This window comes from Gemmatimonadota bacterium (assembly GCA_026706845.1).
Taxonomy (GTDB): Bacteria; Latescibacterota; UBA2968; order UBA2968; family UBA2968; genus VXRD01.
In genome coordinates this window covers 1-13,880 of sequence record JAPOXY010000279.1, presented here as the reverse complement: position 1 = coordinate 13,880, position 13,880 = coordinate 1, and the positions used below count along the sequence as shown (strand labels likewise).

Genomic DNA, 13,880 nt, shown 5'->3' with positions numbered 1-13,880 from the left:
CCACGAGTGCCGGCATGGACAAAGCACTGATCCCCGAAGTCGCCAACAGCGACATCACACTATGCAATGCCAGCGGCGTCCATGCCGTTCAGGTCGCCGAACACGCCTGGGCACTCACCACCGCCCTCACGCGCGGGCTACACGTTTCATTTCGCCATCAACTCGACCATGCCTGGACGCGCCCACCACTCGCCGACTTATTGGAAGCCACCATTCTCATCGTCGGATTTGGCGGCATTGGTCAATACTATGCACAACTCGCCCAGGGCTATGACGCGCGCCTGATTGCGCTGGATATACAGGGCGGAGACAAACCCGATTACGTCGAAGCGATCTGGGACATGGACCGTCTGGACGAAGGTCTGCAAATAGCCGATGTCGTATTTATCGCCGTACCGTACACGCCCGAAACCGAAAAACTCATCAATGCCCGCACCCTGAGCCTGATGAAAAATACCGCCTTTCTGGTCAACACCGCACGCGGTCCCATCGTCGATGAAGCCGCTTTGGCCGAGGGCCTCAAAAACGGCGAAATCGCCGGTGCTGGCCTGGACGTATTTGAAAAAGAACCCCTGTCTCCCGATAGCCCGCTCTGGGACATGGAAAATGCCATTATCACCCCACACGCTGCCGGTGGCTCTCCCAATCGACACAACCGAACCGTTGGATTCTTCTGCCAAAACCTGAAACGCTACCAGGCGGGCGAACCGCTCTTTAACGAAGTTGACAAATCCCTCGGATATCCAAAACGGGAACGGCGCGTCACATGAAAAAACCCAATATCATCGTCATTCTCGTAGATGACATGGGCTATTCGGATCTCGGTTCTTATGGTGGCGAGATCCGAACGCCCAATCTGGATCGCCTGTCGGCAAATGGCTTGCGATTCACGCAAAGTTACAACTCTGCCCGCTGTTGTCCCTCTCGGGCTTCGCTGCTCACAGGCCTGTATTCCCATCAGGCTGGCATCGCCAATTTTACGGGCCCTGACCGAACCGCCGAATGGGGACCGGCCTATTTGGGCAGGCTAAACAACCACTGCGTGACATTAGCCGAAGTCCTCAAAACCGAGGGCTACAGCACCTATGGCGTTGGAAAATGGCACGTTGGCGATCAATCTAACCCAACAGACCGGGGATTTGACGAATACTACGGATTCATCAAAGGCCACAGCGCACCGCAATGGGACCCGTCTTATTATCATCGCTATCCCGAATCTCGAACACCCGAACTTTCTTTTCGCGACGATGCATACTACGCAACAGAAGCATTCAACGATTACGCCGTAGAATTTATCGAACAGGCGCAACAAAAAGACAATCCCTATTTCCTCTACCTCGCCCACTCGGCTCCGCATTTTCCCTTACATGCGCCAGCAGAAACCCGCGATTCATATCTCGATATTTACCGCCGAGGTTGGGATGTATTGCGCCGTGAACGCTACGTGCGCCAGCAAGAATCTGGCCTGGCGACAGAAAACTGGCAATTCACACCGCGTTCAATTGTCCCCATCGAAGAAAATGATGCCATCGCAAACGGGTACAGCGGCAAACAGAATCCCGCGTGGAAAGATCTCCCGCCTGACCGCAGGGAAGACCTCGCCTACCGCATGGCGGTCTTTGCGGCCATGATCGAGCATATCGATCGCGGCATAGGCAGAATCATTGACCGCCTAAAAGAAACAGGAGAACTGGACAACACACTCATCCTGTTTACAAGCGACAATGGCGCGTGTTACGAATGGGGACCCTTTGGATTTGACGAACGCAGCAGATTGGGCGTCACCCATCTCCACACAGGTGAAGAACTCAAAAAAATCGGTGGACCGGACACCTATCACTCTGTGGGCAGCGCGTGGTCGTGCCTGAGCAACACACCGCTGCGCATGTACAAACACTACAACCACGAAGGCGGAAATTGTAGCCCATTTATCGCCCATTGGCCTGAAGGGATCGTGCAACCCGACCGCTGGGTTCGCACCCCCATGCACCTGTTTGACATCATGTCGACTGTATGCGAAATTACCGGAGCCGAATATCCCGAAACGCACAATGGAGAACGCATTCACCCGCAAGAAGGAACGAGCCTTGTTCCCCTATTCAACGCGCAAAACCTGCCCGAACGCAGCCTGTGCTTCGATCACTTTGACGCCAGCGCCATACGCAGGGAAAAATGGAAATTGCTGAAGGGCAATACCCGATATCCCAACAAAAATTGGGAACTCTACGACATGGAAAAAGACCGCTGTGAAACCAGCGATCTATCAGCAGAACATCCCGAATTGGTAAAATCGCTCGAACGAGAATGGACCGAATGGGCCGTGCGGGTTAAAGTACATCCCTACCATCAGGAAGTGGCAAAATGAGCATCATCCGTCACCTCACTTTTTCAACAAACGGCCACATAAGATCGCTGTAGAAGCGGTGCCCCGCGGCGCCGTAGTGGTGTTCAATGCGATCGGGCACACCAGCGATCTCGTAGAGACGCGCGATACCTTTAACCGCACGATCGACTTCGGGCACGGGGAATAGCGTATCCTGTTTCCCATTCACAATACAGAGATGGCGCGGGGCAATAAGACCCGTAACATCCCAGATTTCGCCAAAGCGCAAAATCCCGGGCACCGCATTGCAATCGCAATGGTGAATCAAACCACTGGTGCCCACAAGCGTACAAAAAGAGCAACTCGGCACAGCAATAGTAATGCGGGGATCAACCGCGGCGGCATAACAGGTGATAACTCCCCCCCCCGAGTTGCCCATAACCAGAATCGTAGAAGTATCAATCTCGGGAATATCCTGTGCCCAGTCAATAAGACGCATCACATCCCACACGCGCTCACCCGTCGCAGTGCGTCCAGCGAGCAAAGCGTGCATAAATTGACTGCGGCAATCGCGGTCGCCGTGGCGCTTATTAATATCGGGAATAGCCGTAGTACTCGTACCGCGTGCAGCGGGCGCAATGGCGGCAAACCCGCGCCTGACCGCCTGAACAGCAACATCGCGGTCTTCGGCCTCAATCTTTTTGCGGTGATCGTCATCGCGCGCTTTGCCAATATACGTATCCATGCCGTATTTGTCGTGCCCGTGTGGCAAAACAGCGAGCGGAAAAGGACCATCTCCCCTGGGTTGGAGATACCAGAATGGCAAACCAAAACGCGGCTCGGTAGTAATAACACCGGGTTGCAACGTATAATCGCCCATATCTTGCGCTACACCGAGTTGCACCTGAATCGTGTGATCGCCCAGAGACGCGCCAATACTTTCAAGACCCAGCAGATGCTGAAGCACAGGACGCGCCTCCTCTTGCCATTGAAAAAAAGATTCGCGATCAGTTGCTCGACACGCGACATAGCGCAGTTCATCGGCATAAAGAGAATCGAGATAGGTGCGAACCGCGCCGCTGTGTTCGGGATGTTCCATATTGAATACCTTTCAAGGAAAAAAAATGGCAGATACACTGCGAGAAGTACTGGATTTTGCAACAGATGCCGCCTGGCAAGCCGGACGGATCACACTGCAGTATTTTCAGACCGGAGTCGAAGTAGAGGAAAAGGCGGATGAATCACCTGTAACGGCCGCAGACAAAGGAGCCGAAACAAAATTGAGAGAATTGATTGAAGCGCGTTTTCCAGACGACGGCATTGTGGGAGAAGAGCACGGAGACAAAAAAGGCACAAGTGGGCGGCGATGGATTTTAGACCCCATTGACGGCACAAAATCATTCGTACACGGCGTACCCTTATACGGGGTACTGATCGGCGTGGAAGTCGAGGACGAACCCACTGTTGGCGTCGTTCATTTTCCAGCACTAAATGAAATGATTTGTGCTGCCAGTGGATTGGGTTGCACCTGGAATGGTCGCCCCACGCGGGTATCTGACATATCGGACATTCAGGACGCAACCGTGATCTTGACCGATTCTCTGCATAAACACGGCCGGGGCGAAGCCATAAACCGGATTTGCTCACGCGCCAAACTCGTGCGCGGCTGGGGCGATTGTTATGGCCACATGCTCGTCGCAACCGGGCGTGCAGAAATCATGCTCGACCCCATTATGAGCGTATGGGACTGCGCCGCCCTCGCGCCTATCTTAGAAGAAACGGGCGGCACATTCACAACGTGGAGTGGCGAGGCAACGATTTGGGGCAACGAGGCCGTCAGTACAAACGGAGCGTTATTTGAAAAAGTAATGCAATTGATTAAAGGATAATTTACCCCGCAAATATCGAGCGATTTGAAATACCGTAGATGTGGTCTTCGCGCATGAATCCGGGCACAAATTGGGCGGTTCGGCCAGAAGGTGCCACGCCTGTATAGTAGCCCGAGAATTGTTCATTAAAAGTAGTCAAACGGTCGCGCGAAGCCTCACTACTCTCCGCAGCCACAATGTACGCATTGTTAAAAACCCCATTTTCTTTCAACCCTGCGCCGCCTGCTGTCACGATATGCCCGTCAATCGCATTGAGAATAGCATCTGCATCATCGCCACCAACACCGCTCACGAGCACCTCGGATACCCCCTGCCGCCGAATGGCCGTCCAGGTACTGAAACCATCTACAATCTCCCCCGAACGATCAATAGCGACATCGCCGGTAACACAGCGCGGTTGGGGTTCCACAATCCCATCGAGATTGGGAATACGCGAAACCGCATAAATCCTACCTGCGGGGCGGTGGTCGCCAAAATAATCGGCAATCACTTCGCGCACGATTTCAATGCGCGTCCAGGTTGCCGAAGGATCGTCATCAATCGCCACGAGCACCTCGAGATGCGCGGTTTGCGTTTTGAAATCCACATTGTCAGCCGCGAGCTTTTTTTCGTACTGATCTACGAGCACAAATTCCATCTCTTGTTTGAGGTCATCGCCGAGTGTCGTAACAGTATTGCCCTCACCATCGGTGTGCATCACCGACGCGCCACTGGGCTGGTGGTCGGTCCATGCACCGTATTCGATCTTCCCATCGCCAAAGGAAATATCCTCGCCCTTAACAGCTTTAATTTCCACCTCAAAAAGCGCTACTGGATCTGGAAACCCTTCTCCATGGGTAAAACGCGCCATGCGATTGGATTTGAGTTCACAACCCGTCACAGCATCAATCACAGGTCCATATACGGCATTGAACGCATCTCGGTAAGCCTCACAGTCGTCACGACTATCAGATGGCGTCGTCCACAGGACATCGGTTTTGTACACATCGCCCCAGTTCGCACCCCCACGCGCAAGCCCCAGACTCAGGTTCTCAATAGTGCCAAACCACTCTGATCCGAGTTCATTGGGATACTGCGTACCCACATTGCCGCTGGGTTCAACGAGGCGCACGACTTGGTCGTCGTCGTAGGTCATAACAACTTCGGCTGTGCTACAAAAAATGGGAATGGGCTTATGACGGATAATATTGACGCTTGCCATAGTGAAAAATCCTTTGTATTAAGGTTACCAGAAATTCGATTTTCTACAAGATAGAGCCTGAAATACACAATGTCAATGCGCGAGGATGATCAGCGATCTTTGGATTGAAAAAACGCCCGCGCTTCGGCCAGAGATTCGCGGTTGCCAATATCGAGAACACCACCTTCAATATCGTACGCATAAACGGTTTCGCATATATGCAACCACTCCAAAAAATGCCCGGGCGCGTCGGGATTGCCTCCATTGGCGATATATTCCTTAAAACGGGGCAGTATCGACACCGGATAAATATAAACGGGCGATGCCGACCATTCGGAAATGGGCCTGTCGGGTTTTTCAATAAATTGCAAAACGCGATTATCTTTGTCTAACCGGACATTGCCCCTGCGCTTGCGATCATCGTAATCGGGATTGTGGCGCACGGCAATGTGGGAGACGGGATTGGATTTGAATGTATCGACCAATTTGGAGAGAGAAAACAGCAGAATATTATCCGCGGCGAGAACGAGAACATCATCGGCAATATCGCGCGCTTCAATCGCAAACTGGATATCGCCCACAGCCCCCAAACGATTGTCGTTGGAAGTCGTGCCATCGTCGAGTATCTCAGTCTGTATCGCTCTATTTTCACGCGCCCAGTCGGCAAAGTGCCCGTAAAATCGGCGATTGGTCACCACATAAACACCATCGATATCTGCAATAGCTTTAATCTGTTCAAGCAGGTAATCGAGAATCGTCTTGCCCCCCACTTTGAGCAGAGGCTTGGGAAAGTTTTTGGTAAGAGGATACAGCCGCGTAGCGTATCCCGCCGCGAGAATAATAGCTTTCACAGAATCCTGGCTCCATCGTCGGGTTGACAAATAAAAACCGGGGCATTTTTTGACAAATCGGGATGTTTGGCGCGATAAGCCGATTGAATCTGTTCAATCGCCGCACTGGACTTTTGGGGATTCACCAGCGCAACACAACAGCCCCGAAACCCGGCACCACTAAAACGAGCACCGTAAACCCCATCGGTCTCAATGAGAATATGATAGAGATCAATGAGGGGCTTGCTACCGCATTCGTAATTCTCAATAGAACTGCGCCCCGACTCAGCGATCAGCCTGCCAAAAGTATTGAGGTCGCCCGCGCGCCAGGCATCAATACCCATAAGCACACGCTCAGATTCCGTAAAAAAATGTCTGGCGCGTTTAGCAAGGGCACCGCTCAACAGGTTTTTATGCATATCGTATTCTTCAAAGGCAATATTGCCGAGCAGAGGTTCTCGGTCGGAACACCCCACGGCATTGAGCAATATTCGCGCAGCACGGGCGCATTCATCTACCCGCGTGTTATACCCCGTTGAAACCAGAGCCTCGCGCAAGCCCGATTGGGCAATCAGAATATCAAAGTCTGGCATAGTATTGGACCGGGGAATCAATTCGTGCCTGGCAGACGCGCAATCGATCACCGTGAGAAAACCCTTTTGCGATAACAGGATCGCCGATTGATCCAGAATACCATTTTTGAGACCGAGGTAGCCATTTTCAATCGCTTGATCGAGCCGAATATTATCAGCGGGCCACAGGGACAAATCATTGGCCTCTTCATAAGCGAGCAAATACGCCACGCCAATAGCCGCCGATGAACTCAAACCCCCTTCGTTCATCCTGCCCGCCGTAAGCCCCGTAATCCCGCGCGTGAGCTTATAGCCCTCTTGCTGTAATGCATGCACTGCGCCACGCGGAAAATTGCCCCAATCCCCATCTATTTTGTCGGGTACATCGGCAAGCGCAAATAATACCTCGCCCTCAAAGGTAAGACTCTGAAGATGCGTATTCCCATCCTCCGATGGCGCGAAAGCCAGGTACACAGCCTGATCAATAGCCATGGCTGTAACCCGCCCGAGTTGGTGATCAATATGTGCGCCAAGCGGACATACCCGATAGGGCGATCGCACAACGCGCACATCGGCAGGCGCAACACCAAATCGGCAATTCATTTCAGTTTTGAGTTGATCTATCATGAGCAGTCAGTTGTCAGTCGTCAGCAGTCAGCGATCAACAACATTACAAAAAAAGGAGAACAACCGCAATGCCACAAATCAAAATAGGCAAAGGTATTGGCGATATTTCAGAGCAAACATTGCGCTTTTATCGGCAAATTGGGGTCGATGCGGTAGTGATGCCGACGCGATGGCGTACAGAACCGGGAACGGGCGAACGCAAACTGGTCCCGCCAACACAGACGGGTCCAAAAGGCGCGCAGGGTGGGATATGGGACGAGCGGGAATTGCAACGCATCAAAGCCAGAATAGAATCGTATGACCTGATCCCTCTAATCGCGGGATTGGGTATTTCAGGGCGCGTATTAATGGGCCAACCGGGCAGAGAAGACGATCTGAAAATTATAAAAACCAATATCGAAATCGCAGGGCGGCTGGGACTTCGGGCGTTGAACTACAGTTTCACAGCCCTCAGAGCATCAGAAGGATATGCAGCACAGCGAGGTGCGGGACGCGGCGGCGCAGATTTGCGGGACTTTGACAACGAGCGGATAGCCAATCTCCCACCTCTCAATTCAATCGGGCGAATTGGAATGGATGAAATGTGGGACAATCTGACCTATTTTTTGGAAAACGCGATCCCAACTGCGGAAAAAGCGGGTGTACAATTGGCCGCACACCCCAATGATCCACCGGTTCCAGAATATCGCGGCGTTGCCCAACCCCTGGGCGATATCGAAGGCATGCAACGGTTAATCGAAGTGATAGACAGCCCATCAAATTGCATTTTTTACGACACGGGCGTAATGACAGAAAAAGGCGCAGATGCCGTCGAAATGATTCGCTATTTTGGATCGCGGAATCGCATTGGAACCGTACATTTCCGAAATGTGAAAGTGGAAATACCTCGATTTAAGTATATCGAAACTTTTCACGACGACGGCGAATGCGATATGTTTGCCTGCGTACAGGCATTTCAAGAGGTGGGTTACAACGGCATGATCGACCCCGACCACACGCCGGGCATCCTGAGCGATACACCAGATACGCGCATTGGCTGGGCGTATGCCATTGGTCAAATGGTCGCTATGCGAAATGCCGTAGAAAAAAAGAAATAAAAAAACCCCAACGCGAAAAAGCGTTGGGGTTGCATGTGATATTGTGTGTCAGAAACTGAGAACACTATAAACCAGAGTAATCGCAAAAATTACGCCTATAATTCCCATGGCGACTTTGAATTGTAAGCTGATTCTATCCTCTTCCCGGTCGCGCAATTCGTTGAAAGTCTGCATGGCTCTCCTCCTTTGAGTAGTGCGGACGGATATGTTCTATATAAATAATACTAATTTTTTATATTAAGTCAATAGACAAAATACGACTCTTGACAATTCGTGCAGATAAATCTATCGTTTGCGATAGACTTTGTATGGATATCATACCCGGAGAGAAATACCAATGAAGTGGGTGGTCGTGACTGTAACTGTTATAGTGGCACTCGTAATTGTGGGCGCGCTGGGCGTTGCTTACCATCTGAAAACCAATTTTCCCAAAGCAGATCCGCCTTATAATATTCGCGTGTCGGGAACACCCGAACAAATCGCACGGGGACGTTATTTAGCCAATCACGTCACGGTATGTCTCGAATGCCATTCAACGCGGGATTGGGCGCATTATTCTGCGCCACCGCTACCGGGCACCGAGGGCAAAGGCGGCGAGATATTTCCGGAAACAGCGGGATTTCCGGGCACCTTAATCGCCCCCAATATTACACCGGCAGCTCTGGGAGATTGGACAGACGGTGAAATCATTCGGGCTTTTACCAGCGGCGTAAATAAAAACGGCGATCCGCTTTTCCCACTGATGCCCTATCGCGCATATCGAAATCTCATACCGGCAGATATTGAATCCATTGTCGCTTATGTGCGTACCCTATCTCCCATTGACCATATCCCGCCGCGGTCCAAATTGAATTTTCCCATGAACCTGCTTGTACGCACAATGCCAGAACCCTATAAACTCCCCAAACCGGTTGATCGTTCAGACCCCATTGCTTATGGCAAGTATTTGGCGACCATTGCCGGATGTGCCACTTGCCATACGCCTCATAATCAACAGAGGCAGCCCGTTGAAGACATGCAATTCGCCGGAGGATTTCAATTTCGATTGCCCAGTGGCAAAACCGTGCAATCGGCCAATATCACACCCGACATAGAAACGGGAATTGGGCATTGGAAAAAAGAGTACTTCATCGGGCGTTTCAGACAATTTGCCGGGGAAAACGCAAGGCACATTCTATTGCAGGATGGCATGAACAGCGTGATGCCCTGGACGATGTACGCGGGCATGACAGACGAAGACCTCAGCGCCATCTACGACTATCTGCAAACCGTCGCGCCAATCCGAAATGCCGTCGAACGGTTTGTGGAATAATAAGAGGAAAATATGGAATCAGGTTCCGGAGCATTTAATTTTAATCGCGTCAAAGTATGGTATCATTGCCCTCAAGACCATCTTACCGACCTGCCAGTGGTATTTGCCCTGCACGGGGCCTCGCGCAATGCCAGCACCTATCGCGACACCTGGGCCAGCCATGCCGATACGCACGGATTTTTATTATTGGCCCCGGAGTTTTCACAGGAAAATTACCCCGATGAAAGGACATTTAACCTCGGCAATGTATTTGCCGAAGATGGAACGCGAAATGCCACAGCCGATTGGTCTTTTCAGATAATTGAAGGCATTTTTGACCACGTCAAAAAACGAGTGGAACTCCGGGCATCGTCCTACGGATTTTATGGGCATTCGGCGGGCAGCCAGTTTGTACACCGATTTTTGTACTTCATGCCTCAGTCACCTGCACATATTTTTATAGCAGCTAACGCCGGGTGGTACACCATGCCCACATTCAAACAGACCTATCCCTATGGATTGACCGGCTCGGGTCTGACTGTCGCGGATTTGAAACGGTCCCTGAGCCAGCGGGTTGTAGTACTCCTGGGAACTGATGATATAGACGTGAACCACCCAAAATTGAGACGGACACCAGAGGCAATGATGCAGGGCGCACACCGCTTTGATCGCGGTCACACTTTTTTTGAAACAGCAAAACGAGAAGCTGAAACACTCAATGTGCCATTTAACTGGCAGTTGGACACAGTACCCAACGTGGGACACAACAATGCGGGAATGGCAAAAGTGAGCGTTGCGTATTTGGTGTAATCCGCAGATGACGCAGAAAAAACGCGAGTGAGCGGTGTACAACTGGCCGCCTATCAGGCCAGTTCATTTGAGCGTTTTACGCAGATAAAAAAGAGGACTGGGCTGGGATAGGCTAATCGCTTATAAATAAAAGAATGGCCGCGATCATTCATCGCGGCCATCTATGTACTACAAGTCATAGAACCTCCTATGTCAGCCGATCGGGGGAGAGGTCCTAACACCCGACCGCTGGATACAGATTGGTGGCATAGTAACCTCCTCTTGTGAGTATCGCGGCCCGTCACACCCACTCGCGGTCCAATGAACTCTCTATGCCCTGTGTGTTTGTGCGAAGGCCTAAAGAACGGTATCCAGGTCGGGTTACCGAATGGCGGTAACGAGTCCGACACAAAAAAGACCAGATATAAAACACACGGGCGAGAACCCTTTCGAGCGGAATGCCGCCTGACGATTCATATCGCCTGTTATTTTGGAATATAACCCGATAAATTGCGGGATGTCAAGACCTAATTTGAAATTTTTTTATAGGCATCTTTAGGTAAAATTATATACTATATACCAGTGCCCAATCCGCGCTAATTATTTTAGCTACAGAACAGGAGAACACAGATATGGGATATGGCAAACGAGAAGACCCGAAATTGTTTAACGACGAGCAAATGCGTCAATATATCGCAGACGGATACGTGGTTTTTAAGCCGGATGTGCCCAATGACCTGCACGAGACAATTCGGCAAAAACTGCAATTTATGGTCGATGAAGAATTCAATTACGGCAACAACGTGCTACCCCGCGTCCCCGAGATGGATCGCATCTTAAACAGCCCAGAAGTGCGGGGCGCGCTCATCAGCGTACTCGGCCCGGGATATATCGAACACCCGCATCGATTTTGTCACTACATCGCGCCCGACGCAACACACAGAACACTCGCCCAAAATTGTCATCAAGATTCCTACACCCCCCTGGGACGCCCGCGCCAACACTACCCGCGTTTTGCGCGCATCATGTACTATCCGCAGGATTCGCCCATTGAAATCGGTCCCACACACGCGATTCCCGGCACGCAGTATCACAGGCGATTGACCGATGAAGACCGTCAAAACGCCATACCAATAGCCGGTAAAGCCGGCACCGTATCAATCACGCATTTTGATGTGGGACACGCCGCAGGCATCAACGCACTTCGCCAACCCCGGCACATGATCAAATTCATTTACGTGCGCGCAGAAGAACCGACCGAACCCTCGTGGGATTGTCGGGATCATATCTGGCGAAACCCCGAAACATATAAAACACCGCATGATCTGCATCTGGTCTGGTCGCATATATGGGATTGGCTATGTGGCAAAAAGGATCGATACGAAAGTTTTCGCGCATCAGACCCCGCAACTTGTGGATTGGAAGACCTGCATCACGACAACCAGGACAAACAACTCGCAGCCATGCATTCAATAGCCGCAACAAAAAATACCGATGCAATTCCCGTGCTGATTCGCAAGCTCAATACCGACGACCAGTGGACTCGTCTCGCGGCTATATATACCCTGGGCGCAATAGGCCAACCCGCAGTACAGCCCCTGATAGAAGCACTATTAGACGCCGCACACAAAGACGAGGACCCCGTACCCGCATCGTGGAACGAAGGCGCCATCTCGATGGAAGATGCTGCCCAGGCACTTGTCGCCATAGGCACACCTTCACTGGATCCTCTAATTGGACTGCTGGAAAACTCAAGCGAATGGGCACGCATCAACGCGGCCTTCGCGCTCGGTGAAATGGATTCTCTGGCGACACAAGCTGTCCCTGCACTCACGCGCTGTCTGGACGATGCCTCTCACTGCGTTGTGCGAACAGCCACAGATGCGCTGGGTAGCATTAGGAAAGATAGCGAAGAATTTATACCAGTACTCGAGCGACTACTCAAAGTGGGACGCCCCGAATGGCAAATGCCCGACCGACGCAACTGGGCGCCCTATGACCAGGTCCGCGTCAACGCCGCAATGGTATTTACGCGCCTGGGCAAAGACGCCACATCTGCCGAAGCTCTCCTGCTCGACACATTATCTGACCCCAACGGTCACGTCGCTGCATTTGCCCTGGAAGCATTGCGACGGATAGGCACGCCCTCGGCAATGGATGGCGTCATGGAATATCTGATGACGCGGCGGTGGGATGAAAGCATAGAGAAAGGAAGACTATTTTGAACACACGACACTTGATTTCAACGCAGGGATCAGACCGTGGAACCGGATATAACATGAGCGGGAAACTGATTCGGCGAGATGGCAAATTATTCATCGGATGGTTGGATGCCCCGCCAGAAGAAGGCACACAGGCGAGAATCATGATAGGCGTATGTGACGAAGTATCTGGCGAGATGCATCGGGCATTTCAAATTGGCGAAGGCATTGACAACCACTGTGGACCCGCCCTGATACTGGATGGCAACGGCCGATTGCACGCCCTCGTCGGAGCGCATCACGGCCCGTTTTTTTATCGATGGTCGGACAACCCTGAGGACCCGAATACCTGGAGTGAGCCAGAGGCATTGGGCGCATTGAGCACATATCCCAGTTTCGCAGTAGATCAGCACGGAACACTTCACCTGGCACATCGCGAGAGCGGGGACAGATGGGCCATGTGGTACCGGCGAAAAAAAGCAACCCAGAATTGGGAACCACCGCGTTCAATTGCAGTAAGCCCGGTCGCAGGATACAACCATTTCATGCAATCCTTAACCACAGGACCAGACGGAACCCTGCATCTGGTATTTCAATTTCACTTTGCAGAATCTGGACATGCAGCAGACTGCCGGGGACGCGCAGCGGTACATGTATATTCAGAAGACGGCGGCGATACGTGGTACAACGAAGGCGCGCGCTTTGAAGACCCATTGACAATGGAAACCATGCGAGCCATTTGTCACGACCCGCAGGGCGGAGATGGTCAGCACAGCGTGCGCGTTGGCAATCACGTCGTAGATGCAAACAATCAACCGTGGTTCTTCTGCTCATATCCCGGGTATCAAAGCGGCGTATTGTGGCATCGCAGCGACGCGGGATGGGAGCCTGTGGATTTATCCCCAGTCCTCGATGGTTTGAACATGGAAGGCGGACGCGCGACATCGCTATCCCGAGATCACAAAGGCAGATTGCACTTTGCATTTGCAACACATCCGCACAAAAAGCGGTGTGAGTGGTTCAGCCCCGAACTGGAATTATTTTATGCAATACTCGACGAAAAAGGCGGGTTGATTTCTTT

13 protein-coding genes are annotated in these 13,880 nt (G+C 51.8%); 8 read left to right on the top strand and 5 right to left on the bottom strand.

What is annotated here, in order from left to right; all coding sequences use genetic code 11:
• Positions 1-770, top strand: a 770-nt coding sequence (locus tag OXG87_24195) for a D-2-hydroxyacid dehydrogenase (protein ID MCY3872656.1), incomplete at its 5' end; no start/stop codon positions are given.
• A complete protein-coding gene (locus tag OXG87_24190) occupies positions 767-2,365 on the top strand; it encodes an arylsulfatase (protein MCY3872655.1) in 1,599 nt (532 codons plus the stop codon). The genes OXG87_24195 and OXG87_24190, both read left to right, overlap by 4 nt.
• A gap of 10 nt (positions 2,366-2,375) precedes the next feature.
• Here the strand turns inward: OXG87_24190 and OXG87_24185 are convergent, their stop codons facing one another.
• Entirely contained in the window at positions 2,376-3,422 is a 1,047-nt protein-coding gene (locus OXG87_24185; protein ID MCY3872654.1) for an acetylxylan esterase, read from the bottom strand.
• Positions 3,423-3,447: 25 nt separating this feature from the next.
• Between OXG87_24185 and hisN the strand changes: the two genes are divergently transcribed.
• A complete protein-coding gene (gene hisN, locus OXG87_24180) occupies positions 3,448-4,212 on the top strand; it encodes a histidinol-phosphatase (GenBank protein MCY3872653.1) in 765 nt (254 codons plus the stop codon).
• A gap of 1 nt (position 4,213) precedes the next feature.
• On the opposite strand, the gene OXG87_24175 is transcribed toward hisN, so the two are convergent.
• The 3 genes from OXG87_24175 to OXG87_24165 form a co-directional block, all read right to left on the bottom strand.
• Positions 4,214-5,413, bottom strand: a complete 1,200-nt coding sequence (locus OXG87_24175) for a hypothetical protein (protein MCY3872652.1) — start codon at positions 5,411-5,413, stop codon at positions 4,214-4,216.
• Between the two features lie 89 nt (positions 5,414-5,502).
• Entirely contained in the window at positions 5,503-6,243 is a 741-nt protein-coding gene (locus OXG87_24170) for a nucleotidyltransferase family protein (GenBank protein MCY3872651.1), read from the bottom strand.
• Positions 6,240-7,421 carry a galactokinase gene (locus tag OXG87_24165; GenBank protein MCY3872650.1) on the bottom strand — a complete coding sequence of 394 codons (1,182 nt, stop codon included), beginning with the start codon at positions 7,419-7,421 and terminating at the stop codon, positions 6,240-6,242. Before OXG87_24165 ends, OXG87_24170 begins: the two co-directional genes overlap by 4 nt.
• Before the next feature lie 68 nt (positions 7,422-7,489).
• On the opposite strand from OXG87_24165, the gene OXG87_24160 reads away from it, so the two are divergent.
• The gene (locus tag OXG87_24160; GenBank protein ID MCY3872649.1) at positions 7,490-8,518 is read left to right on the top strand and encodes a mannonate dehydratase; all 1,029 of its coding nucleotides are present in this window, start codon (positions 7,490-7,492) and stop codon (positions 8,516-8,518) included.
• Between the two features lie 48 nt (positions 8,519-8,566).
• Here the strand turns inward: OXG87_24160 and OXG87_24155 are convergent, their stop codons facing one another.
• Complete coding sequence (locus OXG87_24155; protein ID MCY3872648.1) at positions 8,567-8,692, bottom strand: hypothetical protein; 126 nt, start codon at positions 8,690-8,692, stop codon at positions 8,567-8,569.
• A gap of 163 nt (positions 8,693-8,855) precedes the next feature.
• Between OXG87_24155 and OXG87_24150 the strand changes: the two genes are divergently transcribed.
• The 4 genes from OXG87_24150 to OXG87_24135 form a co-directional block, all read left to right on the top strand.
• The gene (locus OXG87_24150; GenBank protein ID MCY3872647.1) at positions 8,856-9,830 is read left to right on the top strand and encodes a c-type cytochrome; all 975 of its coding nucleotides are present in this window, start codon (positions 8,856-8,858) and stop codon (positions 9,828-9,830) included.
• 12 nt (positions 9,831-9,842) lie between these two features.
• Complete coding sequence (locus OXG87_24145) at positions 9,843-10,619, top strand: alpha/beta hydrolase (protein MCY3872646.1); 777 nt, start codon at positions 9,843-9,845, stop codon at positions 10,617-10,619.
• Positions 10,620-11,230: 611 nt separating this feature from the next.
• Entirely contained in the window at positions 11,231-12,823 is a 1,593-nt protein-coding gene (locus OXG87_24140; GenBank protein ID MCY3872645.1) for a HEAT repeat domain-containing protein, read from the top strand.
• Positions 12,820-13,880, top strand: a 1,061-nt coding sequence (locus OXG87_24135) for a BNR-4 repeat-containing protein (GenBank protein ID MCY3872644.1), incomplete at its 3' end; no start/stop codon positions are given. The genes OXG87_24140 and OXG87_24135, both read left to right, overlap by 4 nt.

What these genes read in the sequence shown, in the direction of transcription:
- OXG87_24190 (MCY3872655.1), top strand. Translation starts at nt 767, where the DNA reads ATGAAAAAACCCAATATCATCGTCATTCTCGTAGATGACATGGGCTAT.
- OXG87_24185 (MCY3872654.1), bottom strand. Translation starts at nt 3,422, where the DNA reads ATGGAACATCCCGAACACAGCGGCGCGGTTCGCACCTATCTCGATTCT.
- hisN (MCY3872653.1), top strand. Translation starts at nt 3,448, where the DNA reads ATGGCAGATACACTGCGAGAAGTACTGGATTTTGCAACAGATGCCGCC.
- OXG87_24175 (MCY3872652.1), bottom strand. Translation starts at nt 5,413, where the DNA reads ATGGCAAGCGTCAATATTATCCGTCATAAGCCCATTCCCATTTTTTGT.
- OXG87_24165 (MCY3872650.1), bottom strand. Translation starts at nt 7,421, where the DNA reads ATGATAGATCAACTCAAAACTGAAATGAATTGCCGATTTGGTGTTGCG.
- OXG87_24160 (MCY3872649.1), top strand. Translation starts at nt 7,490, where the DNA reads ATGCCACAAATCAAAATAGGCAAAGGTATTGGCGATATTTCAGAGCAA.
- OXG87_24155 (MCY3872648.1), bottom strand. Translation starts at nt 8,692, where the DNA reads ATGCAGACTTTCAACGAATTGCGCGACCGGGAAGAGGATAGAATCAGC.
- OXG87_24150 (MCY3872647.1), top strand. Translation starts at nt 8,856, where the DNA reads ATGAAGTGGGTGGTCGTGACTGTAACTGTTATAGTGGCACTCGTAATT.
- OXG87_24145 (MCY3872646.1), top strand. Translation starts at nt 9,843, where the DNA reads ATGGAATCAGGTTCCGGAGCATTTAATTTTAATCGCGTCAAAGTATGG.
- OXG87_24140 (MCY3872645.1), top strand. Translation starts at nt 11,231, where the DNA reads ATGGGATATGGCAAACGAGAAGACCCGAAATTGTTTAACGACGAGCAA.